Consider the following 24,984-nt stretch of genomic DNA (forward strand, 5'->3'; position numbering starts at 1 on the left):
AGTTAGCTACCGTGGAGTACATGACGACGGCCGGGATCGGCGAGTTCCTCCGCGACCAGCGGCGCACCGCGCAGCTGTCGCTGCGGCAGCTGTCCGACCTCGCCGGCGTCAGCAACCCGTACCTCAGCCAGATCGAGCGCGGCCTGCGCAAACCGTCGGCCGAGGTGTTGCAGCAGATCGCGAAGGCGCTGCGCATCTCCTCCGAGGCGCTCTACGTCCGGGCCGGGCTGCTGGACGAACCCAGCGGCGACCACAGCGTCGAGGACGCCGTCCTGGCCGACCCCGGCCTCGACGAGCAGCAGAAGCGGGCGCTGCTCGACGTCTACGCATCGTTCCGGGCCGCGAACGCCGCGCGCCACGGCACCGAGAAAGAAGGGTGATCCCCATGACCACCGAGACCACGAACACCGACCGCAAGCCCCTCTACGCCGCCGCCGGTGCGGCCGAGGCCGCCGTGGCGGCGCTGCGCGAGCTGCCGGCGAAGCTCACCGAGGCCGTCAACGACGAGAAGCTGCGCGACGAGTTCCGCACGCGGTTCGCCGAGCTGCCGGCCGACGTGCAGGCGTTCCGCGCCGGCCTGCCCGACCTCCTGCTGACGGCGCAGGCGAAGGCCGCCGACCTGCCGCAGAAGGTGCGCGAGCTGCTGGCCGACGCCGGTCGTGAGGCGGGCAAGGCGTACGAGCAGTTCGCCACCCGTGGCGAGGGCGTCGTCACGAAGCTGCGGGCCGAGTACGGGCCGGCCGTCGAGCACGCGGTCGCGAACGTGCGCGGCCGGGTGGCCGACGCCGCCGACGAGGTGGCCGAGATCACCGAGAAGGCGGCCGACGACCTGAAGGGCAAGCGCTGACCTCGGGGCGCGCCGGTAGATCACGTAGAGTGTCACCGTGGGCGATCTCAACACCTTTGGTGATTTCCAGTCCTGGATCCTGATCCTCTTGGGCATCGGCGCTCTGGGGCTGAAGGGATACGCCTTCGTCGACGCGATCCGGGTGCCGCAGCAGGCGTTCCCCGCCGCCGGCAAGTGGAGCAAGACCATCTGGCTGTCGATCCTGGGCGTCGCCACGCTCATCGAGATCGCGCTGTTCCCGTCGCCGCTGTTCTTCGTGAACCTGCTCGGCGTGGTCGGCGCGGCCGTGTACCTGGTCGACGTGCGGCCGGCGGTGCGGCAGTACGGCGGCGGCCGCCGCAACGGCAACACCCACGACGGGCCCTACGGTCCCTGGTAGGCGGTGAGCAGCGCGAACGCGTCCGCGCCCAGTGCGAAGAACGCGTCGTGCCCGGCCAGCGCGTCCGGGGACGGCGCCGCGGCCTGCATGACGAACACGTACCGTTCGCCGTCGGCGCGCTCGCCGTACCAGGACGCGGTCACCACGCCGGGTGCGCTGCCGCCCTTGAAGCTGACGTAGGGCCAGGCGCCCTCGTCGATCGTCACTCCGCGGTTCTGCCCGAGGACGGCCCGCAGCGTCTCGTCCGAGTCCGCCCGGGCGTGCAGGGCCGCCTGCGCCGCGCACACGTCCAGGGCGGAGCCGAACCAGTCGACGCCGGAGTCCCAGGCCGGGCCGGTGATGTCCCGCCCGGACACCCGCAGCGGCCCGCCGGGCAGCGCCGCCAGCATCCGGGTGCGCGCCACCGCCCCGGCGGCGGCCCAGTCGTCGCGCAGGTCCAGCGGCCCCCAGCCGACGGTGAAGAACTCGCGCGTGGTGAGGAACGGACGGTTCAGCTGCGGCCGCGCGTGCCCCATCGCCGTCATCGCGTCCTCGACGGCGGCCCGGCCGACGCGGTCCATCAGCAGGTCGGCGCCGGTGTTGTCGCTGACTGCGATCATCGCGGCGGCCGCCCGCTCGACCGTCACGCGAGTGCCGTCCGGCGCATCCTGCAGCTCGCCGGACGGCAGGCTGCGCAGCCCGCCGCTGACGGTGAGCTGGTCGGTCCAGGACAGCGAGCCGGCGTCGACGGCGGCCGCGACGGCGCCCAGCACGTACAGCTTGAAGATGGACGCCATCGGCCGCGGCGTGGCGGGGTCGAGTTCCGCCACGGGCTCGCAGCGCCCGGAGTCGTCGATGCGGGCCGCCACCATGCCGACGTCGGCGTCGAGGGCCGTCAGCCGGCCGCTCAGCTCGTCCCACGACCCGGCCGGTGTCCGCTCCGACGACGGCGTCGGCGACGGCGTGAGCACCGCCGCGTCGCCCGCTGCACAGCCCGTCGCCAGGGCCGCCACCGCCGCGAGAAGGACGGCGGTGCGGCGCATCCGGCCACTCTACGGAACTTCGCCCGCAGCGAACTCCGGGGTCAACAGGCTCATCGAGTGGAACATCGGGTACCCGGCGTGGTGTTCTTGCAGGCACAGTAAGTACGAAGGATCCGTCGCCGCCGTCTCGTTCCAGGACCACCGCGGGGGGAGAGGCGGCCGGCGGATATAGCATCGAATGGTCAGATGTGGAGTCCCCGTCTCTACAGCCGACCGCTCGGCAAGGAGCGCCACTGATGTTCGAGAGGTTTACCGACCGCGCGAGGCGTGTTGTCGTCCTGGCCCAAGAAGAGGCCCGGATGCTCAACCACAACTACATCGGCACCGAGCACATCCTCCTGGGTCTCATCCACGAGGGCGAGGGTGTGGCGGCGAAGGCGCTCGAGAGTCTCGGCATCTCGCTCGAGGCCGTGCGCCAACAGGTCGAAGAGATCATCGGCCAGGGTCAGCAGGCGCCGAGCGGGCACATCCCGTTCACGCCGCGGGCCAAGAAGGTGCTGGAACTGAGCCTGCGCGAGGCGCTGCAGCTCGGCCACAACTACATCGGCACCGAGCACATCCTGCTCGGCCTCATCCGTGAGGGCGAGGGCGTCGCCGCCCAGGTGCTGGTGAAGCTCGGCGCCGACCTCAACCGCGTCCGCCAGCAGGTCATCCAGCTGCTGTCGGGCTACCAGGGCGGCAAGGCGGCGGCCACCGCCGGCGCCGGCCCGCAGGGCGAGGCGCCGTCCAGCTCGCTCGTTCTCGACCAGTTCGGCCGCAATCTGACCCAGGCCGCCCGCGAGGGCAAGCTCGACCCGGTCATCGGCCGCGAGAAAGAGATCGAGCGGGTCATGCAGGTGCTGTCCCGCCGCACCAAGAACAACCCCGTGCTCATCGGCGAGCCCGGCGTCGGCAAGACCGCCGTCGTCGAGGGGCTGTCGCAGGCCATCGTCAAGGGCGAGGTGCCCGAGACGCTGAAGGACCGGCACGTCTACACGCTCGACCTCGGCGCCCTGGTGGCGGGCTCTCGCTACCGCGGTGACTTCGAGGAGCGGCTGAAGAAGGTCCTGAAGGAGATCCGCACCCGCGGCGACATCATCCTGTTCATCGACGAGATCCACACCCTCGTCGGTGCGGGCGCCGCCGAGGGCGCCATCGACGCCGCGTCGATCCTGAAGCCCATGCTGGCCCGGGGCGAGCTGCAGACCATCGGCGCCACCACGCTCGACGAGTACCGCAAGTATGTCGAGAAGGACGCCGCTCTCGAGCGCCGGTTCCAGCCCATCCAGGTGCAGGAGCCGACCCTCGCCCACACCATCGAGATCCTCAAGGGCCTGCGCGACCGTTACGAGGCGCACCACCGGGTGTCCATCACCGACGGCGCGCTGGTCGCGGCGGCGCAGTTGGCCGACCGCTACATCTCCGACCGGTACCTCCCGGACAAGGCGATCGACCTCATCGACGAGGCCGGCGCCCGGCTGCGCATCCGTCGCATGACGGCGCCGCCGGACCTGCGCGAGTTCGACGAGCGCATCGCCGACGTGCGGCGCGAGAAGGAGTCCGCGATCGACTCGCAGGACTTCGAGAAGGCCGCGTCGCTGCGCGACAAGGAGAAGCAGCTCATCGCGCAGAAGATCGAGCGCGAGAAGCAGTGGAAGGCCGGTGACCTCGACGTCGTCGCCGAGGTCGACGACGAGCTGATCGCGGAGGTGCTGGCGTTCTCCACCGGCATCCCGGTGTTCAAGCTCACCGAGGAAGAGACCTCGCGCCTGCTCCACATGGAGGACGAGCTGCACAAGCGGATCATCGGCCAGGAGGACGCCATCTCGGCGCTGTCCAAGTCGATCCGCCGTACCCGGGCCGGCCTGAAGGACCCGAAGCGTCCCGGTGGCTCGTTCATCTTCGCCGGCCCGTCCGGTGTCGGAAAGACCGAGCTGTCCAAGACGCTGGCGGAGTTCCTCTTCGGCGACGAGGCGGCACTGATCCAGCTCGACATGAGCGAGTTCTCCGAGAAGCACACCGTCTCGCGGCTGTTCGGCTCCCCGCCCGGCTATGTCGGGTACGAAGAGGGCGGCCAGCTGACCGAGAAGGTGCGCCGGCGTCCGTTCTCCGTCGTGCTCTTCGACGAGGTCGAGAAGGCCCACCCCGACATCTTCAACTCGCTGTTGCAGGTGCTCGAGGACGGCCGGCTCACCGACGCGCAGGGCCGGGTCGTGGACTTCAAGAACACCGTCATCATCATGACCACGAACCTGGGCACCAAGGACATCGCCAAGGGCGTCAACCTCGGTTTCTCGGCCGCGGACGACGTCGGTGGCAGCTACGACCGGATGAAGGCGAAGGTCACCGAGGAGCTCAAGCAGCACTTCCGGCCCGAGTTCCTGAACCGTGTCGACGACATCGTCGTGTTCCACCAGCTGACGCAGGACGAGGTGCTGCGCATCGTCGACCTTCGCATCGCCGAGCTGGACGAGCGGCTGCGCGACAAGGACATGGGCCTCGAGCTCACGCAGCCGGCGAAGGATCTGCTGGCCAAGCACGGATTCGACCCCGTCATGGGGGCCCGGCCGCTGCGCCGGACCATCCAGCGCGAGATCGAGGACACGCTGTCCGAGAAGATCCTCTTCGGCGAACTCAAGGCGGGCGAGCTCGTCCTGATCGACGTCGAGGGCGAGGGCAACGGCGCGACGTTCACGTTCGTCGGCAGCCCGAAGTCCGAGCTGGCCGACGTCGCGACGCCGGTCGGTGCGGGCGCCGCCAGCGGCACGGCCGCGGCGACGAAGCGCGAGAAGACGTCGTAACGACGTCCCACGACAACGGCCCCGGAGCATCCGCTCCGGGGCCGTTTCGCGTTCAGCGAGCCATCAGACAGCGAGCCGTCAGGCTCAGCTCATGTCGATGTCGCACTCGTCCTGGACGTTCTGGGTGATGTTCTCCAGCGCCGTCATGGTCTCGGTCATGGCGTCCTCGTCGACCGACTCGGGGTCGGCGGCGGCCTCCAGCGAGGTCGCGAACGTCTCCCAGTCGCCCTTGATGTCGTCGGGCGCGGCGTCGACGATCTCCTGGATGCGGTTGGAGAACTCCTCCATCGCCTCCGGGTCGGTGGGGTCGGCGTCGGCCAGCGACGAGTCGTCCTCGGCCGCGTTCAGCAGGTCGCAGTACTCCCCGCCGCCGCTGTCGCTGCCACACGCGGTGAGGCCGAGGACGAGGGCGGCCGCGGCGCCGAGCAGCGAAGCGGACCGGGTGGATCGAGACATCGTGGAACTCCTATGCAAGGGGGTGCGTGAATGGTCAAACCCCGGCGACCCTACCCGATCCGTCCGACACAGGGGGAACGGACGCACCACGTCCTAGAGTGGTGCGCGTGACCGACCGTGAGATCGAGTGCTGGCTGACCGACATGGACGGCGTCCTCGTGCACGAGGACCGCGCCATCCCGGGCGCGGCGGACTTCCTGCGCCGTCTCGTCGACCGTGAGCGCCGCTTTCTGGTGCTCACCAACAACTCCATCTACACGCCGCGCGACCTCGCCGCCCGGCTGGCGCGTAGCGGCCTCGACCTCCCCGAGCAGTCCATCTGGACGTCCGCGCTGGCCACGGCGCAGTTCCTCGACGACCAGCACCCGGGCGGCACGGCGTACGTCATCGGCGAGGCCGGGCTGACCACGGCGCTGCACGAGATCGGCTACGTCCTCACCGACATCAAGCCCGACTACGTGGTGCTCGGCGAGACCCGCACGTACTCGTTCGAGGCGATCACCCGGGCGATCCGGCTGATCGGCGAGGGCGCCCGGTTCATCGCCACCAACCCCGACTCCACCGGCCCGTCGCAGGACGGCCCGCTGCCGGCCACCGGCGCCGTCGCCGCGATGATCACCCGGGCCACCGGCCGCGACCCGTACTACGTGGGCAAGCCGAACCCGATGATGTTCCGCAGCGCGATGAACGCCATCGAGGCGCACTCCGAGATGACGGCGATGGTCGGCGACCGCATGGACACCGACGTCGTCGCGGGCATGGAGGCCGGGCTGCGCACCTACCTGGTGCTGACCGGCTCCACCGCCCGCGCCGACATCGGCCGGTTCCCGTTCCAGCCGAACCACGTGGTCAACTCGGTGGCCGACCTCATCGACCTGATCTGACCCAGCCGTCGGCGACGAACCGGTCCGGGTGCCGCTCGCCGTCGAACACCGGCTTGCCGCGGGTGCGCACCTTGACGTCGTCGACGTAGACGCCGCGGCCCTGGTAGAGCGCGTCGGTGACGTAGCGCCAGCGCAGGATCGTGGCGCCGTCGCCGGGCAGGCCCGCCCGCACCGTCCACCACTGCCGGCCCTGGTAGCCGCTGACGACGCCGTCGGCCGCGTCGATGCTGTCGCGCCCGGCCCGGGCGGCGAACGGCACCGGCGTCCAGGTGGCGCCGTCGTCGGTGGAGCGCTCCAGCGTGAGCCGGTCGGTCGACTCGGTGTCGACGAACAGATCGAACAGCAGCGTCGAGCTGCCGGACAACTCGACCGGCAGGCTGAGCGTCGACGTCGTCGCGTCGCCCTCGTGCGCCCGCCAGGCGTCGTCGCCGGCCCGCGGCTCGACGGCCAGCGCGTAGGCCAGTTCGTGCGCGACCGCCCGCCGGGCCGGGTTGACGCTGCCCCAGCTGCGCGACGGGTGCACGCGGTTGGTCAGCAGGATCACGAACGAGCGCGACTGCGGATCGACAACCATGCTCGTTCCGGTGAAGCCGGTGTGCCCGGCCGACGACGGCGACGCCAGCGCGTCCATGTACCAGCGCTGGTCCAGCTCGAAGCCGAGGCCGTGCGCGTTGCCGGGGAAGGCGGCGTTCTCGTCGGTGAGCATCGCCTCGACGGTGTCCGGCCGCAGGATCCGCTCGCCGCCGTAGGCACCCCCGTTGAGGATCGCCTGCGCCAGCCGAGCCAGATCCTGCGCCGTCCCGAACACGCCGGCGTGCCCCGCGACGCCGTTCAGCGACCAGGCGTTCTCGTCGTGCACCTCGCCGCGGACCATGCCGCGCGGCGGCGCCGCCTGGAACTCCGTCGCCGCGATGCGGTCCAGTTCGGACGTGGGTGGGTTGTAGCCGGTGTCGGTCATGCCGAGCGGCCCCGTGACGCCGTCGGCGACCAGCTGGTCCAGCGGCGCACCGGCGACTGCCTCGGCGATCAGCCCGGCGGTGATCATGTTGAGGTCGGAGTAGAGGTACGTCGTGCCGGGCGGGTTCGCCGGGGTGGTGTTCAGGACCGCGGCGATGCGCGCCTCCGGCGTCGGCCAGTCCCGCCACAGCGGCAGCCACGCGACCAGCCCGCTGGTGTGCGTCAGCAGCTGCCGGACGGTGATGGCCTCCTTGCCGTTGGCGGCGAACGCGGGCAGGTACCGGGCGACCGGCGCGTCGAGGTCGACCCGGCCGGCCTCCACCTGCTGCAGCACGACGATCGTCGTGAACAGCTTCGACACCGAGGCGAGGTCGTAGATGGTGTCGGCGCCGGCCGCGACCCACTCGTCCTGCGGCAGCTCGCCGCCGGCGTTGTCGGTGAACCGCAGCGCCCAGCCGGCGGCGTCCTCGGCCACGATGCGGCCGTCGTGCGCGGCCAGCACCGTCATGCCGGAGTACAGCGGATGCGCGGTGCCCGGCGGTGTCTGGGTGTACGACGCGGCTGCCTCGACCAGCGCGTCGACGCGGTCCTCGTCGAGGCCGACGTCGGACGGCGACGCCGCGCGCAGCGTCGTCCGCGGCGACATGAAGTCGTCGTGCGGGCGGTCGAACCGGCCGTCGTCGCCGCCGGCTCCCGCGGGGACGCCGGCGCCGAGCAGGGCCGTCGCGAGCGCGGTGACGAGGACGACGCGGCGCGCCGTCATCGCCGGCCCCGGTAGAGCAGGTAGGGCTGGCGGCGCCGGTCGAACTCGGCCAGCTCGTCCTGCCACGAGGCGACGATATCGTCCGTCGACGCCCCCGCGTCGACCATCACCCGCAGCCGCTCCGACCCGTGCAACTTGTGGATGAAGCCGTCGCTGGTGCCGCCGCCGCGCCACGCGAACGCGTCGGGGTACCGGCCCTTCGCCGCGACCAGCATCGCGACGCCGGTGCGGACCGGGTCGAACGCGGCCGGGTCGGTGACGTGCAGCTGGACGCCGCCGTTGACCACTCCGACGTTCTTGCTGATCCACGGCACGAAGTAGGCCTCGCGGAAGTCGACGCCGGGCAGCCCGGCCGCATTGAGATCGTCCGCCCAGTGATAAGTGCCGTACGGTGCGCCGATCAGCTCGAACGGCCGCGTGGTGCCGCGGCCCTCCGACGCCGTCGTCCCCTCGAAGACGCAGGTGCCCACGTAGACCTGCGCGGTCTCGGGGGTCGGCATGTTCGGGCTGGGCAGCACCCACGGCAGCCCGGTGTCGGCGTAGTGGGAGTCCGGCCGCCAGCGGCGCATCGTCACGACCTCGAGGTCCTCGACGGAGCCGCCGGCGTCGTCGGGCAGGAACTCGGTGTTGAAGAACCGGGCCAGCTCGCCGACCGTCATGCCGTGCTGCTGGACGATGTAGCGCTGCCCGATGCCCGACTCGAACCCGGGGAACAGCATCGGCCCGCGGGCCGAGCCGCCGACCGGGTTCGGGCGGTCCAGCACGACGAACTTCAGTCCCATGCGGGCGGCCGCGCGCATCGCCGACCACATCGTCCAGATGTAGGTGTAGAACCGGGCGCCGACGTCCTGGATGTCGAAGACGACGACCTCGACGTCCGCCTCGGCGAACATCCGCATGAAGCCGGCCTCCTGCGCGCCGTACGCGTCGTACACCGTCACGCCGGTGCGCGGGTCGATCGTCGTCTCCTCCGCCTCGCCGGCCTGCGCCGAGCCGCGGAAGCCGTGCTCCGGGCCGAACACCCCGGCGATGTTGACGGCGCCGGAGGCGACCATGCTGTCGACGATGTGCGAGGCGTCCGGCAGGATCCCGGTCGGGTTCGAGATGACGCCGACGCGGTGGCCGGACAGCGCCGTCCAGCCGTCGTCGGCCAGCCGCTGCGCGCCCGTCAGCACCGCCCGGGCGCTGTCGGTGCTGCCGGCCGCGAACGCGGCTGACGGGGCGGCGACGACGGCGGCACCTGCGGCACCTGCGGCGCCGGCCGATGCGATGAACGTACGGCGGTCCATGGGGGCTCCTCGGTGTGTGCGGGCGGGGGTCACCAGGTGAGGCCGTGGCCGATCGGGTAGAGCACGCTGCCGTCGGCAGCCGGGACGACGACGGGCAGCCGTCCCGCGGGGGAGATGGCGCCGGTCAGCACCTTCGCGACGCTGCGCATCGACACCGTCGTCGACGAGTAGGCGGCGAGGAACCCGGCGGACTCGGGCAGGTACGCGACGTCGTAGGCGTTGCGCACGGCGACCGCGACGACCGGGTGCCCGGTGGCGGCCAGCTCGGCGACCAGGCGGCGCTGCCGGCCCTGCGGGTCCGTCGTCAGGATGTCCCAGGCGTTCGACGTGAGCACGACGGTGAGGTCGTGGGCGGGCGCGGCCTGGACGGCGGCGGCGATCGCGGCGTCGCTGGGCCGGGTGCCGACCGCCTGGGTCGCCGTCGTCGCGCCTTGGGCCGTCAGGGCGGCCGCGAGGTCGTTGCCGGCCGCCGTGTTCGTCGTGACGACGTTGACCCTGCTGGTGGCGCTGACCGGCAGGATGGCCGCGCCGTCGGCGCCGGTGTTGCGCAGCGCGGTGACGGTCGGGTCGGTGATCCGCTGGGCGGCGGCCTGGTGCGCGCGGACGCCGACGGTCCGGTCGACGCGGTCGACGTCGACCTGCTCGTCGCCGGTGATGCCGCGCTTCCACTTCAGCTCCAGGATCCGCTCGACGCTCTCGTCCAGCCGGTCCTCGCTGATCTCGCCGTCGCGGACCGCCCGCAGCACCGCCTGGTACATGACGTCCATGTCGCCGTCCTTCGGCACCAGCAACTGGTCGACGCCGGCCCGGAGGGCGAGCACCGGGACGCGGTCCGGGCCGAAGCCCTGGCGCACGCCCTCCATGTTCAGCGCGTCCGTGACGACGACGCCGTCGTAGCCGAGCTCGCCGCGCAGCAGCCCGGTGATGATCGGCTCGGACAGCGTCGCCGGCACCCCCGTCGGGTCCAGGCTGTCGACGACGATGTGCGCCGTCATGATCACGTCGATCCCCGCGTCGACCGCCGCCTGGAACGGTGGCGCGTCGATGGCCTCCCACTCCGCGCGCGTGTGGTCGATCTCCGGGACGCCGTAGTGGCTGTCCGTGCTGGTGTCGCCGTGGCCCGGGAAGTGCTTGGCGGCCGCCGCGACGCCCTCGCCGCTCTGGTAGCCGGCCACCTGAGCGGCGACGTAGGCCGAGGCCATCGCCGGGTCGGAGCTGAAGCTGCGCACGCCGATGACCGGGTTCTCGGCGTTCACGTTGACGTCGGCGACCGGCGCGAAATTCTGGTTGATGCCGACGGCGCGCAGTTCGCGGGCGGTGATCTTGGCCGCCTCGCGGGCGGCGTTCGTGCTCTGGGCGGCGGCGAGCGCCTGAGCGCCGGGGAACTGCGTCGCCGGGGCCGGCATGCGGGCGACGATGCCGGTCTCCTGGTCGGTGCTGACGATCAGCGGCGGCCCGCCGTCGCCCGTGGCCGTCTGCTGGAGGTCGTTCGAGAGCTGCGCGATCTGCCGCGGGCTGTTCACGTTGCCCGCCCACGCGAAGTAGATGACGCCGCCGAGGTGATACTTCTCCACCACGTCCGCGGGCGTGTCGACGCCGTAGGCGGCCTGGTTGCTGGCCTGCTGCGCCGCGGTGACGGTGTGCGCGTCGGCCCCGTACACCTGGACGACGAACAACTGGCCGACCTTCTCTTCCAGCGTCATGCCGTCCAGCTGGGCGGCGACCCACTCCTCTCGCTCGTCGTCCGCGGTCGCGGTCGCCGGAGCGGCCAGACTCGGCGGGACGAGCAACGCGGCGGCGGTCGTGGCCGCGGCGACACGTAACAGGCTTCGACGGTGCATCCGGGGCATGCGGGCCTCCCAGCGAGGGGCGGGCGGTTGCCGTTTTCAGCGAGCCAGCTTGTGGCGGAACGTAGCGAAATGATTACCGCCGGTCAAGAGTGGTCACGCCGGGACGTCGATTTCGCCATGATCATCAACGATCCAACCCCCTACAGGTGGTCGGATCGTTGATGATCATGGGAGCCGCGCGGCCGGGAGGCGGAAGAGATCGCCGTCCAGGGGCTCGACCAGGCCGTCGGCGACCAGGGTGTCCAGTGCGCGTTCCCGCTGCACCGGCTCGGTCCACACCGCGTCCAGGCGGTGCTTGGGCACCGGGACGGCCGAGTCGCGCAGGACCGCCATCAGCCGGCCGCGGACCTGACGGTCGGTGCCGTGCCAGGGCTGGCCGCGGCGTGCGGGCCCGTCGTCCGGAGGGGAGCCGGCGAGGCGCCAGGCGCAGGATGCGGCAAGGGGGCAGGACGAGCAGCACGGCGACCGCGCCGTGCAGACCAGCGCCCCCAGCTCCATGACGGCGACGGCCCAGCGCGGCGCCGTCGCGGCGTCCGGGACGAGGTCCAGCGCCATGCGCCGCTCGGCCGCCGTGGGCGCCGCCGACGGGTACTGGGTGCCGGCGACGGCGCGCGCGAGCACCCGTCGGACATTGGTGTCGAGGACGGCGTGCCGGGCGCCGAACGCGAACGACGCGACGGCGGCGGCCGTGTAGTCGCCGATGCCGGGCAGGGCGATGAGCTCGTCATAGCGAGCCGGCACCGCGCCGCCGTGCCGGTCGACGATCGCCGCCGCCGCGGCGTGCAGCCGCAGCGCCCGCCGCGGGTAGCCGAGCCGTCCCCACGCCCGGATCGCCTCGCCCGGCTCCTCGGCGGCGAGGTCGGCCGGGCGAGGCCACCGTCGCATCCATGCGTGCCACACCGGCTCGACCCGGACGACCGGCGTCTGCTGGAGCATGATCTCGCTCACGAGCACGCCCCACGGCGTCCGGTCCGCCGCGCGCCACGGAAGCTCGCGGGCGTGCGCGGAGTACCAGGAGAGGACGGCGGCGTGCATCGGATCCGAGTCTAGGGTGGGTCTCCCGGGGTCCGTGGCCTACAGCGCGACGCCCAGGCGGCGCTCGCTACGGCCGAGACCCGGGAGACACACCCTAGACGCCGGGTCGCAAAGGACGAAAAGGACAATCGAAAACATCCTTCGACGACGTTTCGTCGTGTTCGTTGACTCATGATCCGTCTCGTAGTTAGCGTCTCTGACGCGTGATCATTCATCGCGCACGGATAAATCCGGACTTTGTCCTCATCGAGGCCGGAATTGGGTAGTGGAGAAGGAGCAATAGCATGACTCTGGAAGCGACTGACCGGCGGCGTGTGCGCCGTGGTGCGGTCAAGGTGGCTGCGGGTGTGGCCGGCGTTGCGCTGGCCTGCTCGGCCGCCGGACTGCAGGCACAGGCCGCCGAGTCCGGCCAGGGCCCAGAGCCGGACCAGCGCTCCGGCGAGTTCAGGATCGCGGCGGACGGCTACTACGCCACCGCTCAGGTGCAGACCGGCGCGAAGGCGCCGCTCCCGGTGCAGGTGCCGGAGCTCGACGCGCACGTGACCGTCGGGCAGATCGAGTCCGAGGCCAACTCGGCCGGTGTCGAGGGCGAGGACGAAGGCGTCTTCTCCCGGGCGTTCGGCACCATCGCCAGCATCGGCGGCGCGGGCGCCGAGTTCGACGTCCCGTACCTGGTCGAGCAGGTCGCGCTGCCGGAGGAGGCCGAGTCGGCCAGCTACGGCCTGCACGAGCTCGAGGTGCCGATCCTCGGCAACCTCGACGCGATCTCCGGCGAGGTCAAGGCCAACTGGAACGACGACCTCGTCACCGAGGGTGGCGCGGGCGGCGTGCTGACGTCGCTGTACTCCGGCGTCGGCGAGGTCGACCTGATCGACATCGCGGACCTGGGCGCGGTGACGGACCTGCTGCCGATCGAGCTGCCGGCCGGCAGCCCGGTCGTCACGGTCGGCGCCGGCCAGCTGCTGCAGGAGACCGGCACCTTCCCGAAGGACGACGGCTCCCTGGGCGCGTACGCCGAGGTCAGTGGCCGGTTCGCCGACCTGAGCGTGCTGGGCGGGGCGGCCAACGGCGGCATCTCGCTCGGCTTCGCGGGCGCCGACGACGGCGAGACGCCGAACGCGTGGGGCCGGCTGGAGGCGACCGGTGAGCCGGGCGGCGCGGCGTTCGACTACGAGCTGCCGGCCCTCGAGCTGCACGTCGGCGACAACGACGTCGTCCACGTCGAGCCGGGCTTCGACGAGACGTTCGACCTGGGCGGCCTGTCGGTGAACCTGAACTTCGCCGACTACCGCGACTCCGACACCGTCCTCGCCGAGGACGGCACGGTCGCGTCCGCGTCGGGCGGCGGCCTGTCGGTGCGCGTGACGGTCAGCGTCCCGGTGCCGGTCGTCGGCGACGTCGAGGTGGCCAGCGCCGAGGTCGGCCTGCTGAGCTTCCCCGAGCTGAGCGTCGAGGTGCCGCAGGGCGGCATCACCGGCGACGCTGCCGCGGAGGCCGCGCGCTCGCTGTGAGACCCGTGACGGCGGCTCCACCCGCCGCCGTAACTGGAGAATGAGAAGAACCTCGTGGGTCCGGTCCCTTCGCGAGAGGGCGGCCGGGCCCACGAGTCCGTCTGCGGCAGAATTCGACGATGCCGACGCTGCTGCTGGTCCATGGCGGGCTCTGGGAACCGGGCATGGACGCCGACGCGTTCTGGCGCCGTCCCGGCGTCGTCACCGGGCTGGAACGCCGTGGCATCGACGTGCTCACGTCCGACCGGCTGGTCCGCGCGGACCCTGCGCGGCGTGACTGACGTGGAGCTGGCGGGCTGACGGCGCCGCTCGGCCTGCTGCCGGTGGACCCACCGAACCCGTTCCACCAGCGCCGGACGGTGGCCGCACTGGCCGCACTGGTCCCGGGCGCGGCCGGAGGTGCTCGCCCGGCTTCGGCGCCGACCTGGACCGGTGCGCCGAGGTGATCGCCGCCTTCGCCCGCTGACGCGCCGGGCGGCAAGTTGCGTCCGGAGTACGGTCCCCGCCCGGCTGGGAGGGCTTCCCACCCTACGGGCGGGCACTGACAGCGTCGTTCGACCGGCGCCGGGACGGCCGCCGCTGACGTGCGGCGCCGAACGTCAGACGTAGCGTTCGAGGATGCTGGACTCGGCCAGCCGGGAGAGTCCCTCACGGACGCTACGGGCGCGGGACTCGCCGACGCCCTCGACGGCCTGGAGGTCGTCGACGCTGGCGGCGAGGAGCTTCTGCAGGCCGCCGAAGTGGTCGACCAGGCGGTCGATGACGCTGTCGGGCAGCCGCGGCACGCGCGCCAGCAGCCGGAACCCGCGCGGGCTCACCGCCGCGTCGAGTTGCTCGCCGCCGCCGGGGAAGCCGAGCGCCCGCGCCACCGCGCCGAGGTCGAGCAGGTCGGTGCCGGACAGGGTGTCGAGCGCGCTGATGGCCTCGCCGAGGCTGCGCTTGCGGCGTCCGGACGGCGCCGGCAGGTAGTCGCGTATCACCAGCTCGCGGTCGGAGTCGACGCCGGCGACCAGTTCGTCGAGCTGCAGGCTGAGCAGCCGGCCGTCGGTGCCCAGCTCGACGACGTAGCCGTCGATCTCGACCGAGATGCGCCGCACCATCTCCAGCCGCTGCGCCACCGAGACGACGTCGCGGACGGTGACGAGATCCTCGATCTCCAGCGCCGACAGCGTGCCCGACACTTCGTCGAGGCGCAGCTTGTACCGCTCGAGCGTGGCCAGCGCCTGGTTGGCGCGCGACAGGATCTGCCCGGCGTCCTCGAGCACGTAACGGATGTCGTCGACGTAGATGGCGACGATGCGCATGGACTGGCTGACCGAGATGACCGGGAAGCCGGTCTGCTTGGCCACCCGCTCCGCGGTGCGGTGCCGGGTGCCGGACTCCGTCGTCGGGATGGACGGGTCGGGCACCAGCTGGGTGGCGCACTTGAGGATCTTCGTGCAGTCGCGGTCGACGACGATGGCGCCGTCCATCTTGGCCAGCTCGCGCAGCCTGGTGGCGCTGAACTCGACGTCGAGGCTGAAGCCGCCGGTGGACATGGCCTCGATGGTCTTGTCGTAGCCGAGCACGACCAGGGCGCCGGTGCGGCCGCGCAGGATGCGCTCGAGGCCCTCGCGCAGCGAGGTGCCGGGCGCCACTGCTGCCAGAGCCAGGCGCAGTTTCGCGTCGGCGCCGGCTCGATCGATGCCTTGCACGTGACCCCTGTCGTGACCCAGACGGCTTCTCGTGATGAACAGTGTACGGTTGCGCGGCGCCAGCCAGGTGAGGGCGCGGCAGACGACGCTGGATAGAACAGTCTAGGGCGTGATGTGCCGGGGTGCGGCGACGTTCACGTCAATACCACGCAACGATTCAGGTGCGCTGGGGCGAATCCGCAGCCAATCCGGCATTGCGGCCGGTCGCCGCAAGCGCCTGGCCGACGTCGGTGACCTCGACGACGCGGATGCCGCCGGGCACCGGGCCGGGGTCGGCAGGCACGAGCGCTGTGGTGAATCCCATGCGCTCGGCCTCGGCCAGCCGCCGGCTCAGGCCGGACACGCGGCGGATCTCGCCGGCCAGCCCGACCTCGCCGAGCGCGGTGAGCCCGGCCGGCAGCGGCGTGCCGGTGGCGGCGCTGGCGACGGCGAGCAACAGCGCGAGGTCGGTGGACGGCTCGGACAGCTTCGCGCCGCCGACGGTGGACGTGTAGACGTCGCTGTTGCTGAGCTTCACCTGGCCGCGGCGTTCCAGCACGGCCAGCACCATGGCCACCCGGGAGGAGTCGAGCCCGCTGTTCGCCCGTCGCGGCGAGGCCAGCGCCGACGTGGCGACCAGCGCCTGCACCTCGCCGAGCAGCGGGCGCCGGCCCTCGAGCGTCACCGTGATGCAGGTGCCGGGCACCGGCGTGGCGTGCCGGGACAGGAACAGCCCGGTGGGGTCGGCAAGCGACGTGATGCCGGTGTCGGTGAGGTCGAAGCAGCCGACCTCGTCGGCCGGGCCGAACCGGTTCTTCACCGTGCGGACCAGCCGCAGCCGGGAGTGGCGGTCGCCCTCGAACTGCAGCACGACGTCGACCAGGTGCTCGAGCACGCGCGGCCCGGCGATGCTGCCGTCCTTGGTGACATGGCCGACGAGGATGGTGGCGAGGCCGCGGTCCTTGGCCACCCGGATGAGCGACGCGGCCACCTCGCGCACCTGCGTGACGCCGCCCGCCGCGCCGTCGACGGCCGGGCTGGACACCGTCTGCACGGAGTCGAGGACGAGCAGCGACGGCCGGACCTCGTCGATGTGGCCGAGGACGGCGGAGAGGTCGGTCTCGGCGGCGAGGTACAGGTGGTCGGCGACGGCGCCGATGCGCTCGGCCCGCAGCCGGACCTGCGCCGCGGACTCCTCGCCGGTGACGTAGAGCGCCCGGCCGGCCTCGTGCGCCCACCGCGCGGTGACGTCGAGTAGGAGGGTCGACTTGCCGACGCCCGGCTCGCCGGCCAGCAGGATGACGGCGCCCTGCACCAGCCCGCCGCCCAGCGCGCGGTCGAACTCGCCGACGCCGGTGGGCCGGGACCGGGCCGCCTCGATCGCGACGGAGCCGATGGGCTGGGCCGCCTCGGTGACCGGCCCGGCCGCCGTGACCCCGGCCTTCGCCACGCCCGCCTGCTCGACCGTGCCCCACGCCTGGCACTCGCCGCACCGCCCGACCCACTTGGCCGTGGTCCAGCCGCACTCGGAGCACCGGAACGCCGGGGCCGTCGTCTTCGCCTTCGCCATGCCATGAACCGTAGACGCCGGCACCGACAACGCGGGTCCGCTCGCGCGCTCGGGTCCGCGCTCAGAAGCGGCGCCAGAACAGGTTGACGGCGTAGTCGACGGAGGCGCCGTCGTGCTCGGCGAGGATCGCGTCGGCGTTCTCCGGGTCGAACTCGATCCGGACGACGGCCTCGAACGCCGCGCGGTCGGGCAGCTCCCAGCGCATCGTCAGCGGCTCGCGGTGCCAGCCCTGCCGGGCCCAGAACCGCTCCACCGCCGGGGCGTCGTACTTCGGCAGCGCGGTGCGGAACCAGCGGCCGAAGGTCGAGCGCGTCGCGTCGTTGTCGATGACGAACGCGGTGCCGCCCCGTCGCACGACCCGGGCCAGCTCGGCCAGTCCCGGTTCGCAGCCCGGGCCGAAGAAGTAGGCCCAGCGGGCGTGCACGACGTCGACGGACGCGCTCGGGAGCGGCAGCTGCTGGGCCGTGCCGCGCCGGACGGTGACACGGGAGCGGACCGCGGCCGGCAGCGCCGCGACCCGCTGCTGCGCCAGGCGCACCAGCGGCGGGTGCGGCTCGACGCCGACGACGCGGCGGGCGGACGCGGCGAACCGCGGGAGGTGGTAGCCGGCGCCGCAGCCGACGTCGAGCAGCTCGAGCCCGGCCCAGTCGTGCAGCCGCAGCATGGCGGCCTCGAGGACGCCGCCGGGATCGACCCCGCGGTTCTCGATCTCGTAGACGTCGGGAAAGTGCCAGATGTTCGGACTCGGGATCACGTCGCGGCGCACAGAACAATCATTGCAGACGCTCAGGCCGAATTCGGACAGAAAGGGCCTTCTAAAAAGGGTGTCACCGGTATGTCACCTAGATGAATGACCTTTAGTAGAGTACCTTGACACCCCTGGCCAGGGGGTCGAATGTACTCCCTGGAGGGCACCCAGAAAAACAGGTTGCCTGGGAAACACCTTTCGAATGATTTGAGGAGAATTGTGTTGAAAACAGTGCTGCGTGGCGCCGTTGTGGCCGGCGCTGCGCTCGCCGCCTGTTTCGCCATGAGCGTTCCGGCGGCCACGGCCGAGGAAGGCAAGGGGGTTGAGCTCCCCAACGAGATCACCAGTGTCGACCAGGCCGATGGCCTGCTGGACAGCCTCGGCCTCGGTGACATCGAGGTCGGAAACAGCATCTGCGCGCTGCCCTGGCTCTGGCAGGGCCCGTTCAACATCTTCGTGGGCGGCCAGGAGGCCTACTACGAGGCCTGCAACGGCAACACCGGCATTGCCATCGGTGACGGCATCAATGTCCTGAACAACGGTGCCGACTCGTACGGCGATGGCATCAATGTCCTCAACAACGCCTGCGCGGCGCCCTGGCTCTGGCAGGGTCCGGCCAACGGCGCGACTGAGGACCAGGCGGCCTACTACGTGGTCTGCAACACCGAGGAGACCACGTACGGCGACGGCATCAACGTGCTCAACGGCGCGTGCGCTCTGCCGTGGCTGTGGCAGGGCCCGGCGAACGTGTTCGTCGAGGGCCAGGAGGCCACCTACGTCGCGTGCAACAGCGACGGCACCACCTACGGTGACGGCTTCAACGTCGGCAACAACGTCTGTGCGCTGCCGTGGTTGTGGCAGGGCCCGGTCAACGGGTTCAGCGACGGTCAGTCCGCGCACTACGCCGCCTGCAACAACGACGGCACGCTGACCGGCGACGGCGTCAACCTGCTGAACAACGCCTGCGCCGCGCCGTGGCTGTGGCAGGGTCCGATCAACGCGGTGCTGGGGTCGCAGTCGGCCCACTACACCGCCTGCAGCGGCGCCGACGCGCCGTCGACGGACCTGCTCAGCAGCCTCGTCTCGGCCGAGGGTGACGGTGGCAGCATCGACGTCCTCAACGACGCCTGTGCGCTGCCGTGGCTGTGGCAGGGCCCGCTGAACGCCCTGATCGGCAGCCAGGAGGCCTACTACCAGGCCTGCGACCGCGCCGCCGAGGCGGAGACCGAGGTCGACGGGACCGAGGTCGACGGCACTGAGGTCGATGGGACCGAGGTCGACGGCACTGAGGTCGACGGCACTGAGGTCGATGGGACCGAGGTCGACGGCACTGAGGTCGACGGCACTGAGGTCGATGGGACCGAGGTCGACGGCACTGAGGTCGACGGCACTGAGGTCGACGGCACTGAGGTCGACGGCACTGAGGTCGACGGCACCGAGGTCGACGGCACCGAGGTCGACGGCACCGAGACCGACGGCACCGAGACCGACGGCTCGGAGGACGGTGCCGCCGACGGCTCCGGCGACGGCGAGGCGCTGCCGGACACCGGCGCGTCGAGCCAGCTGCTGTTCGTCGGCGCCGGCCTGCTGCTCGCCGGTGCGGCCGCCGCGTTCGCGGTGAACCGCCGCCAGGTCCAGCAGTAAGCGGCAACTCCCCTGCAGAGGCCGCCGGCCCGGACGACGAGGTCCGGGTCCGGCGGCCTCTCACTGTCCCGGGCGGCTCTTCGCCCGATCATCAACCGGTGGCGACGCTATGCCGTCGCTGACCGTTGACGATCACGTCGATCAATCCGGCGGGCTCTTGGCCGCCGTCGCCGGGTGCACCAGCAGCGGTAGCTGGGCGGCGAGGAATGCCTCGCAGTGCTCGGCCAGCTGCTCGTACGCCTTGTCACCGATGAGCGCCCGCAGCTCCGGCTCGTTCGACCGGTACACCGGCTCGCGCCCGACGTGCGCCTCCGTGGCCGTCGTGCAGTACCACGTCATGTCGTGGCCGCCGGCGCCCCAGCCGGCGCGGTCGTACTCGCCGATGGAGATCTCGAGGTACGACGTGCCGTCGGGCCGCTCGGCCTCGCGGTAGGTGCGCCGGATCGGCAGCTGCCAGCACACGTCAGGCTTGGTCTCCAGCGGGTGCTGCCCGTTCGCCAGCGCGTAGGCGTGCAGCGCGCAGCCCGCGCCGCCGGCGAACCCGGGCCGGTTCAGGAACACGCACGCGCCGTCGACGACGCGGGTCTTGCGCTCGCCCTCGTCGTCGGTCTCGACGATGCCGCCGCGCAGGCCCTCGTCGCGCAGCTGCCACGTCTCGGGGCCCAGCCGGCCGGCGTACCTGCGCACGCGCTTCTCGTCGTCCTCGTCGGAGAAGTGGGCGCCGTGCGTGCAGCAGCCGTCGTCGGGGCGGTCGGCATAGATGCCGGGGCAGCCCTGCCCGAAGATGCACGTCCACCGGGACGTCAGCCAGGTGAGGTCGCAGCGCAGCACCTGGCCGTCGTCGGCCGGATCGGTGAATTCCACCCAGGCTCGCGCTCCATGTGTCCGCAACTCCACCCCCCGAGTATCGTCTTTTTCGTGCGCATGGGTGTGCTCGACGTCGGTTCCAACACCGTCCATCTGCTGCTGGTCGACGCGCATCGGGGTGCGCGTCCGCTGCCGGCGTACAAGCAGAAGACCGACTTGCGGCTGGTCGAACTGCTCGACGACTCCGGGTCGATCGGCAAGGAGGGCGCCAAACGCCTGGTGCAGAGCTGCCGCGAGGCGGTCGAGGCGGCCGAGGACAAGGGCGCCACCTCGATGCTGGCGTTCGCGACGTCGGCGTTGCGCGAGGCCGTCAACGGGACCGCGGTCCTCGACCGGGTGCGCGAGGAGGCCGGCGTCGACCTGCAGATCCTCTCCGGCGAGGACGAGGCGCGGCTGACGTTCCTGGCGGTGCGGCGCTGGTACGGCTGGTCGGCGGGGCGGCTGCTGAGCCTCGACATCGGCGGCGGCTCGCTGGAACTGGCCGCCGGCGGCGACGAAGATCCCGACGTCGCCGTGTCGCTGCCGCTGGGCGCCGCCCGGCTCACGCGCGACTGGTTCACCGGCGACCCGCCCGGCAAGGACGAGGTGCGGGCGCTGCGGCGGCACGTGCGGGCCGAGGTCGCGTCGATCATCGGCGACGTCAACCGGTACGGCGGCCGCGACCGCGTGGTCGCGTCGAGCAAGACGTTCCGGTCGCTGGCCCGGGCGACCGGCGCCGCGCCGTCCGGCGAGGGCCCGTACGTCCGGCGCACGCTCAGCCGCTCTGACGTGCAGGATCTGGTGAAGAAGCTGGCGTCCATGACGGCCGCCGAGCGGGCCAAACTGCCTGGTGTCTCGTCCGGGCGGGCGGGCCAGCTGCTGGCCGGCGCCATCGTCGCCGACGCCGCGCTCGACCTGTTCGAGGTCGACGAGGTCGACGTCTGCCCGTGGGCCTTGCGCGAGGGCGTCATCCTGCGCCGGCTGGACCAGATCGAGGGGGGCACGTTCGGCGAATCGGACGAATCGGGTTAGAGTCATGTGGCCGTTATCGTCTCGTGATCTTCCGGAGGACCGCCGCTCGTGCCCCACGCTCGCCACAAGCGGCGCCGTCCTGGCCGTCTCAGCCGTCTCGTCCTGCCCGTCGCGGGCGCGGGCGCTGCTGCCGGAGCCGCCGTCGGTGCCACGGCGTTCTCGTCGGCGCCGCCCCCGGTAGCGGCCGTCTCCCCGGTCTCACCGGCCCCGTTCGACGTCGACGCGCTGCGCGAGGACGCCGCGGCCGGCCCGGACCGCGGTGACAACGCCGCTCCGTCCCCGCTGGCCGGCAGCGCCACGCCGTCCACCCCCGCCCCGTCGCCGTCGGTGACCGCCGCGCCGACGCCGGCACCCACGGCCGTCACGCCCGCCCCGTCGCCCACTCCGACTCCGGAGCCGGCCGGCTTCCCGCCGATCGCCGGCTGCGACGCCACCGTCCCCGGCGACGACGTCGGCAACGGCGAGCTCGGCGACGACCACCTCTGCGGCATCGGCAGCGGCCAGCAGCTGCGGCCCGACGCCGCCGCCTCCTTCGTCGCGCTCGACGCCTTCTACCGAGCCGAGACCGGCGAGGGCCTGATCTCGTGCGTCACCGATTCCTATCGCAGCTACGAGGCCCAGGTCGACGTCGCCGACCGCAAGCCCGGCCTGGCCGCCGAGCCCGGCACCAGCGAGCACGGCTGGGGCCTCGCCGTCGACGTCGGCTGCGGAGCCAACTCCTTCGACGGTGCCCTCTACGACTGGCTCGACGACAACGCCGGCGACTTCGGCTGGGACAACCCCGGCTGGGCCCAGCCCGGTGGCAGCACACCGGAGCCCTGGCACTGGGAGTTCTCTCCTGCATCCTGAACCCGCGGGGCCGCTTACTCTTGGGAGCGTGTCCGAACTGCGCCAGAGTGCCTCCGGGGTGCTGCGCGTCCCCGAGGCGCCGGTGGGGCTGTCCACCGCCGCCACCTACCCGCAGGGGGCGGCCACGGCGTTCGAGATGGCCGCATCGCTCGGGTACGACGGCGTCGAGGTGATGGTGTGGACCGACCCGGTCAGCCAGGACATCGATCAAATCGAGCAGTTGTCCCAGCGCTACGGCATGCCGGTGCTGTCCGTGCACGCGCCGTGTCTGCTGATCACCCAGCGGGTGTGGTCGCCCGACCCGACGGTGCGGCTGACGAAGTCCCTGGAGGCGGCCCGCCGCCTCGGCGCCACCACCGTCGTCGTCCACCCGCCGTTCCGCTGGCAGCGCGAGTACGCCCGCGGGTTCGTCGAGCTGGTCGACCGGCTGGAGGACGAGTTCGGCATCGCCGTCGCGGTCGAGAACATGTACCCGTGGCGGGCCGCCGGACGGGAGGTCGCCGCCTACGCGCCCGACTGGGACCCCACCGACGAGGCGTACCGGCACATCACCCTGGACCTGTCGCATGCGGCCGTTGCCGGGCAGGACTCCCTGGAGCTGTCAGAGTCGGTCGGCGACCGCCTGGCGCACGTGCACATGACCGACGGCACCGGCTCGGCCCGCGACGAGCACCTGATCCCGGGCCGCGGCAACCAGCCGTGCTCGGCGGTCCTGGAACGGCTGGCCCGCATCGAGTGGTCCGGGTCGGTGATCCTCGAGGTGAGCACCCGCCGGGCCCGCAACCTCGCCGAGCGGGAGGCCGACCTCGCCGAGGCGCTCGCCTTCACCCGCCTCAACCTCGCCGCCTCCGTGGAGACGGCCTTCGCGGTCGGCCCCGACGGGACGGCGGAACTGGTCGCCCGCGGCGGCGCCGGCTCGACCGTGGCCTCCACCCCATGATCATCGGCGATCGACCACGTCATAGTGGGGTCGATCGCCGATGATCATGAGGGCGGGCCAGCGGACGACGAGCCGCGCGGAGCCGGTTGCCAAGAACCCACCCACGGCCAGTGAGCGGCCAGCGGACCAGGAGCACAGCGAGCAGGGAAGCCGGGCCCATCTTCCGGCCGGCTCCCTGACGCTGCTTGAACGGGGGCGCGGGCGGCCGGGTCAAGCGGTCCGCCGTCGCGCGAAGCGCCCAGCCAGAGGTCCGCTTGAGGCGGCCGATCGCGCCCCCGACAATCGGAAGCAGCAGGGGGCAGGCCAACGCGGCAAACCCCGCCAACGCGAGCTCGACCAACGCGAACCCCGGGCCAACCAAAGAATCAAGAAACGACGAAAGGCGCCGAGGGCAAAGCCCCCGACGCGAGTCGCGATACGAGAAACCGAGCAGCACGGGGGAGATTGCCGCAGGAGAAGCTGACAATCTCCGTCCCGTGCCCTCAGCCCAGGGTCAGCCCTGCGGCAGCAGCTGCGTGCCCTCGGGGAGCAGCTCCAGCAGCTCGGTCTCGGTGAGGTCCTCGGGGGCGACACCCTCGGGCAGCAGGGTCTCCAGCTGCTCCTGGACGTCGGCCGGGATCTCCTCGGAGCCGTTGCAGGCCGCGTAGTCGCCGGCCTGGCTGCCCAGCAGGACGTTGAACGGGCCCTGCCAGAACCACGGCAGGATGCACGCGTTGTTCGCGATGCTGCTGCCGTCGGTGTCCTCGGCCGCACCGTTACAGGCCGAGTACGAGCCGTACTGGTCCTCGACCCCGAGGTTGACGGGGCCCTGCCAGAACCAGGGCAGGATGCAGGCGTTGTTCAGGACGTCGATCTCGGGGAGAGCGTCGACGCCCGGAACCTCGGGAACCTCGGGAGCCGCGGAAGCCGTGGCCCCGATGCCCATGGAGGCTGCGAACGCCACACCAGCGACGAGGGCGCCGCGCAGTACGTTCTTCACCAGAATACTCCTTGAATGATCACGCGTTGTCTTGCGGTCGGTTGGTGCTTTGATGCGCATCAGCACGACAGCTTTGACTGGCTGGCGGGCTATGTCAAGCGTGTTGTCGGAGAGTCACCCGATTGGTGAGACTCGCCGTCGCATACCCCTCCTGTACAGGTGGTTCATGGTGGTGCCAGCGCATTTCAACCGAGTTTTCGACACTTCTCACACATCACCGAAAGAATGCGACAACACGGCACATGTCAGGTGTGTGACGAGATTGGGGCGGGCGCCGGGCGGCGCCGGCGGATAGGATGCCGGAATTGTGGGAAAGGTTCTTCGAGGTCGGTCGGGGCGCCGCCGAGGCGCGCCCGACACCAGGGGAGAGATTCTCGCCGCCGCGCGCGACGTGTTCGGGGAGCGCGGGTACGACGGCGCCAGCGTGCGCGCCATCGCGGCGGCTGCGGAGGTCGACCCGGCGCTCGTCCATCACTACTTCGGGACCAAGGAGAAGCTCTTCCTGGCCGCCATGGACATCCCGTTCGACCCGTCGATCATCGCCGACGCGGTCATCGACGAGGCCGGCGGCGACGGCATCGGGGAGCGGGCCATCCGCACGTTCCTCGGCGTCTGGAGTCAGCCGGCCAGCCGGGCGCCGATCCTCGCGCTGCTCCGCTCCGCCATGCAGCACGAGGCCGCCGCCCGGCTGATGCGTCAGTTCGTCACCCGCGCCATCCTCGGCCGCGTCCTCGTCGCCTTCGAGGGCGTGCCGGACGGCGCGCTGCGGGCCGAGGCCATGGTGTCGCAGCTCATCGGGCTGGCGATCACCCGCTACGTGGTGAAGCTGGAGCCCATCGCGTCGGTGTCGGACGAGGAGCTGGTGCGGCTGATCGCCCCGGTGCTGCAGCACTACTACGACGACGCCTTCGAGCAGGACTGACGCCGCCC

Annotated in this window: 23 protein-coding genes; 12 read left to right on the top strand and 11 right to left on the bottom strand. The window is 71.7% G+C overall.

Annotation, left to right across the window (positions count from 1 at the left end):
* Nucleotides 1–11 precede the first annotated feature (11 nt).
* Genes ACW62_RS21555 through ACW62_RS21565 form a run of 3 tightly spaced genes read left to right on the top strand, consistent with a single transcriptional unit; the run spans nt 12 to nt 1,226 of the window.
* Nucleotides 12–380, top strand: coding sequence for a helix-turn-helix domain-containing protein (locus ACW62_RS21555; RefSeq protein ID WP_420843609.1), 369 nt, complete (start codon nt 12–14; stop codon nt 378–380).
* 5 nt (nt 381–385) lie between these two features.
* On the top strand, nt 386–847 hold the full coding sequence (locus ACW62_RS21560; RefSeq protein ID WP_053206191.1) for an MBL fold metallo-hydrolase: 462 nt from the start codon (nt 386–388) through the stop codon (nt 845–847).
* A 37-nt stretch (nt 848–884) separates the two neighbouring features.
* The gene (locus tag ACW62_RS21565) at nt 885–1,226 is read left to right on the top strand and encodes a DUF2516 family protein (protein ID WP_053206192.1); all 342 of its coding nucleotides are present in this window, start codon (nt 885–887) and stop codon (nt 1,224–1,226) included.
* Here ACW62_RS21565 and ACW62_RS21570 read toward each other — a convergent pair.
* On the bottom strand, nt 1,211–2,248 hold the full coding sequence (locus ACW62_RS21570; protein WP_053206193.1) for a serine hydrolase: 1,038 nt from the start codon (nt 2,246–2,248) through the stop codon (nt 1,211–1,213). The two genes, ACW62_RS21565 and ACW62_RS21570, sit on opposite strands and share 16 nt — an antisense overlap.
* A gap of 236 nt (nt 2,249–2,484) precedes the next feature.
* Between ACW62_RS21570 and ACW62_RS21575 the strand changes: the two genes are divergently transcribed.
* Nucleotides 2,485–5,028: an ATP-dependent Clp protease ATP-binding subunit gene (locus ACW62_RS21575; RefSeq protein WP_053206194.1), complete on the top strand. Its 2,544-nt coding sequence runs from the start codon at nt 2,485–2,487 to the stop codon at nt 5,026–5,028.
* 84 nt (nt 5,029–5,112) lie between these two features.
* Here ACW62_RS21575 and ACW62_RS21580 read toward each other — a convergent pair whose 3' ends face one another.
* Nucleotides 5,113–5,484 carry a hypothetical protein gene (locus ACW62_RS21580; RefSeq protein WP_053206195.1) on the bottom strand — a complete coding sequence of 124 codons (372 nt, stop codon included), beginning with the start codon at nt 5,482–5,484 and terminating at the stop codon, nt 5,113–5,115.
* 143 nt (nt 5,485–5,627) lie between these two features.
* On the opposite strand from ACW62_RS21580, the gene ACW62_RS21585 reads away from it, so the two are divergent.
* Nucleotides 5,628–6,368, top strand: a complete 741-nt coding sequence (locus ACW62_RS21585) for an HAD-IIA family hydrolase (RefSeq protein ID WP_053206346.1) — start codon at nt 5,628–5,630, stop codon at nt 6,366–6,368.
* Here ACW62_RS21585 and ACW62_RS21590 read toward each other — a convergent pair.
* From ACW62_RS21590 to ACW62_RS21605, 4 genes are all read right to left on the bottom strand, one after another.
* A complete protein-coding gene (locus ACW62_RS21590) occupies nt 6,352–8,088 on the bottom strand; it encodes a serine hydrolase domain-containing protein (RefSeq protein ID WP_053206196.1) in 1,737 nt (578 codons plus the stop codon). The two genes, ACW62_RS21585 and ACW62_RS21590, sit on opposite strands and share 17 nt — an antisense overlap.
* Entirely contained in the window at nt 8,085–9,377 is a 1,293-nt protein-coding gene (locus ACW62_RS21595) for an exo-beta-N-acetylmuramidase NamZ family protein (RefSeq protein WP_053206197.1), read from the bottom strand. The genes ACW62_RS21590 and ACW62_RS21595 overlap by 4 nt, the downstream gene beginning before the upstream one ends.
* Nucleotides 9,378–9,406: 29 nt before the next feature.
* Nucleotides 9,407–11,218, bottom strand: coding sequence for a glycoside hydrolase family 3 protein (locus ACW62_RS36260; RefSeq protein WP_205629512.1), 1,812 nt, complete (start codon nt 11,216–11,218; stop codon nt 9,407–9,409).
* Between the two features lie 174 nt (nt 11,219–11,392).
* The gene (locus ACW62_RS21605; protein WP_083460023.1) at nt 11,393–12,262 is read right to left on the bottom strand and encodes an HhH-GPD family protein; all 870 of its coding nucleotides are present in this window, start codon (nt 12,260–12,262) and stop codon (nt 11,393–11,395) included.
* 284 nt (nt 12,263–12,546) lie between these two features.
* On the opposite strand from ACW62_RS21605, the gene ACW62_RS21610 reads away from it, so the two are divergent.
* Both ACW62_RS21610 and ACW62_RS34260 read left to right on the top strand, forming a co-directional pair.
* The gene (locus ACW62_RS21610) at nt 12,547–13,773 is read left to right on the top strand and encodes a hypothetical protein (RefSeq protein WP_157574901.1); all 1,227 of its coding nucleotides are present in this window, start codon (nt 12,547–12,549) and stop codon (nt 13,771–13,773) included.
* A gap of 119 nt (nt 13,774–13,892) precedes the next feature.
* Nucleotides 13,893–14,054 carry a hypothetical protein gene (locus ACW62_RS34260; RefSeq protein WP_157574902.1) on the top strand — a complete coding sequence of 54 codons (162 nt, stop codon included), beginning with the start codon at nt 13,893–13,895 and terminating at the stop codon, nt 14,052–14,054.
* A gap of 318 nt (nt 14,055–14,372) precedes the next feature.
* On the opposite strand, the gene disA is transcribed toward ACW62_RS34260, so the two are convergent.
* From disA to ACW62_RS21625, 3 genes are all read right to left on the bottom strand, one after another.
* A complete protein-coding gene (disA, locus tag ACW62_RS21615; RefSeq protein WP_157574903.1) occupies nt 14,373–15,467 on the bottom strand; it encodes a DNA integrity scanning diadenylate cyclase DisA in 1,095 nt (364 codons plus the stop codon).
* A gap of 157 nt (nt 15,468–15,624) precedes the next feature.
* A complete protein-coding gene (radA, locus tag ACW62_RS21620; protein WP_053206200.1) occupies nt 15,625–17,016 on the bottom strand; it encodes a DNA repair protein RadA in 1,392 nt (463 codons plus the stop codon).
* 61 nt (nt 17,017–17,077) lie between these two features.
* Entirely contained in the window at nt 17,078–17,782 is a 705-nt protein-coding gene (locus ACW62_RS21625) for a class I SAM-dependent methyltransferase (protein WP_053206201.1), read from the bottom strand.
* A gap of 129 nt (nt 17,783–17,911) precedes the next feature.
* On the opposite strand from ACW62_RS21625, the gene ACW62_RS21630 reads away from it, so the two are divergent.
* Nucleotides 17,912–19,408, top strand: a complete 1,497-nt coding sequence (locus ACW62_RS21630) for an LPXTG cell wall anchor domain-containing protein (protein ID WP_083460025.1) — start codon at nt 17,912–17,914, stop codon at nt 19,406–19,408.
* A gap of 141 nt (nt 19,409–19,549) precedes the next feature.
* Here ACW62_RS21630 and ACW62_RS21635 read toward each other — a convergent pair whose 3' ends face one another.
* The gene (locus tag ACW62_RS21635) at nt 19,550–20,368 is read right to left on the bottom strand and encodes a DUF3109 family protein (protein WP_053206348.1); all 819 of its coding nucleotides are present in this window, start codon (nt 20,366–20,368) and stop codon (nt 19,550–19,552) included.
* Here ACW62_RS21635 and ACW62_RS21640 point away from each other — a divergent pair.
* The 3 genes from ACW62_RS21640 to ACW62_RS21650 are packed head-to-tail and all read left to right on the top strand — an operon-like array spanning nt 20,327 to nt 23,075.
* Nucleotides 20,327–21,286 carry a Ppx/GppA family phosphatase gene (locus tag ACW62_RS21640; RefSeq protein WP_053206203.1) on the top strand — a complete coding sequence of 320 codons (960 nt, stop codon included), beginning with the start codon at nt 20,327–20,329 and terminating at the stop codon, nt 21,284–21,286. The two genes, ACW62_RS21635 and ACW62_RS21640, sit on opposite strands and share 42 nt — an antisense overlap.
* 48 nt (nt 21,287–21,334) lie before the next feature.
* Nucleotides 21,335–22,135 carry a M15 family metallopeptidase gene (locus ACW62_RS21645; protein WP_053206204.1) on the top strand — a complete coding sequence of 267 codons (801 nt, stop codon included), beginning with the start codon at nt 21,335–21,337 and terminating at the stop codon, nt 22,133–22,135.
* 58 nt (nt 22,136–22,193) lie between these two features.
* Nucleotides 22,194–23,075, top strand: coding sequence for a sugar phosphate isomerase/epimerase family protein (locus tag ACW62_RS21650; RefSeq protein ID WP_083460026.1), 882 nt, complete (start codon nt 22,194–22,196; stop codon nt 23,073–23,075).
* 493 nt (nt 23,076–23,568) lie between these two features.
* On the opposite strand, the gene ACW62_RS21655 is transcribed toward ACW62_RS21650, so the two are convergent.
* Complete coding sequence (locus ACW62_RS21655; RefSeq protein ID WP_053206205.1) at nt 23,569–24,054, bottom strand: hypothetical protein; 486 nt, start codon at nt 24,052–24,054, stop codon at nt 23,569–23,571.
* Nucleotides 24,055–24,361: 307 nt separating this feature from the next.
* On the opposite strand from ACW62_RS21655, the gene ACW62_RS21660 reads away from it, so the two are divergent.
* Nucleotides 24,362–24,976, top strand: coding sequence for a TetR/AcrR family transcriptional regulator (locus ACW62_RS21660; protein WP_083460027.1), 615 nt, complete (start codon nt 24,362–24,364; stop codon nt 24,974–24,976).
* Nucleotides 24,977–24,984: the final 8 nt, after the last annotated feature.

Source organism: Jiangella muralis (genome assembly GCF_001270745.1).
In the GTDB taxonomy this organism is placed as follows: domain Bacteria; phylum Actinomycetota; class Actinomycetes; order Jiangellales; family Jiangellaceae; genus Jiangella; species Jiangella muralis.

What these genes read in the sequence shown, in the direction of transcription:
- ACW62_RS21560 (WP_053206191.1), top strand. Translation starts at nt 386, where the DNA reads ATGACCACCGAGACCACGAACACCGACCGCAAGCCCCTCTACGCCGCC.
- ACW62_RS21585 (WP_053206346.1), top strand. Translation starts at nt 5,628, where the DNA reads ATGGACGGCGTCCTCGTGCACGAGGACCGCGCCATCCCGGGCGCGGCG.
- ACW62_RS21610 (WP_157574901.1), top strand. Translation starts at nt 12,547, where the DNA reads ATGACTCTGGAAGCGACTGACCGGCGGCGTGTGCGCCGTGGTGCGGTC.
- ACW62_RS21635 (WP_053206348.1), bottom strand. Translation starts at nt 20,368, where the DNA reads ATGGACGGTGTTGGAACCGACGTCGAGCACACCCATGCGCACGAAAAA.
- radA (WP_053206200.1), bottom strand. Translation starts at nt 17,016, where the DNA reads ATGGCGAAGGCGAAGACGACGGCCCCGGCGTTCCGGTGCTCCGAGTGC.
- ACW62_RS21590 (WP_053206196.1), bottom strand. Translation starts at nt 8,088, where the DNA reads ATGACGGCGCGCCGCGTCGTCCTCGTCACCGCGCTCGCGACGGCCCTG.
- ACW62_RS21580 (WP_053206195.1), bottom strand. Translation starts at nt 5,484, where the DNA reads ATGTCTCGATCCACCCGGTCCGCTTCGCTGCTCGGCGCCGCGGCCGCC.
- ACW62_RS21595 (WP_053206197.1), bottom strand. Translation starts at nt 9,377, where the DNA reads ATGGACCGCCGTACGTTCATCGCATCGGCCGGCGCCGCAGGTGCCGCA.
- ACW62_RS21630 (WP_083460025.1), top strand. Translation starts at nt 17,912, where the DNA reads ATGTACTCCCTGGAGGGCACCCAGAAAAACAGGTTGCCTGGGAAACAC.
- ACW62_RS34260 (WP_157574902.1), top strand. Translation starts at nt 13,893, where the DNA reads ATGCCGACGCTGCTGCTGGTCCATGGCGGGCTCTGGGAACCGGGCATG.
- ACW62_RS21605 (WP_083460023.1), bottom strand. Translation starts at nt 12,262, where the DNA reads ATGCACGCCGCCGTCCTCTCCTGGTACTCCGCGCACGCCCGCGAGCTT.
- ACW62_RS21570 (WP_053206193.1), bottom strand. Translation starts at nt 2,248, where the DNA reads ATGCGCCGCACCGCCGTCCTTCTCGCGGCGGTGGCGGCCCTGGCGACG.
- ACW62_RS21575 (WP_053206194.1), top strand. Translation starts at nt 2,485, where the DNA reads ATGTTCGAGAGGTTTACCGACCGCGCGAGGCGTGTTGTCGTCCTGGCC.
- ACW62_RS36260 (WP_205629512.1), bottom strand. Translation starts at nt 11,218, where the DNA reads ATGCACCGTCGAAGCCTGTTACGTGTCGCCGCGGCCACGACCGCCGCC.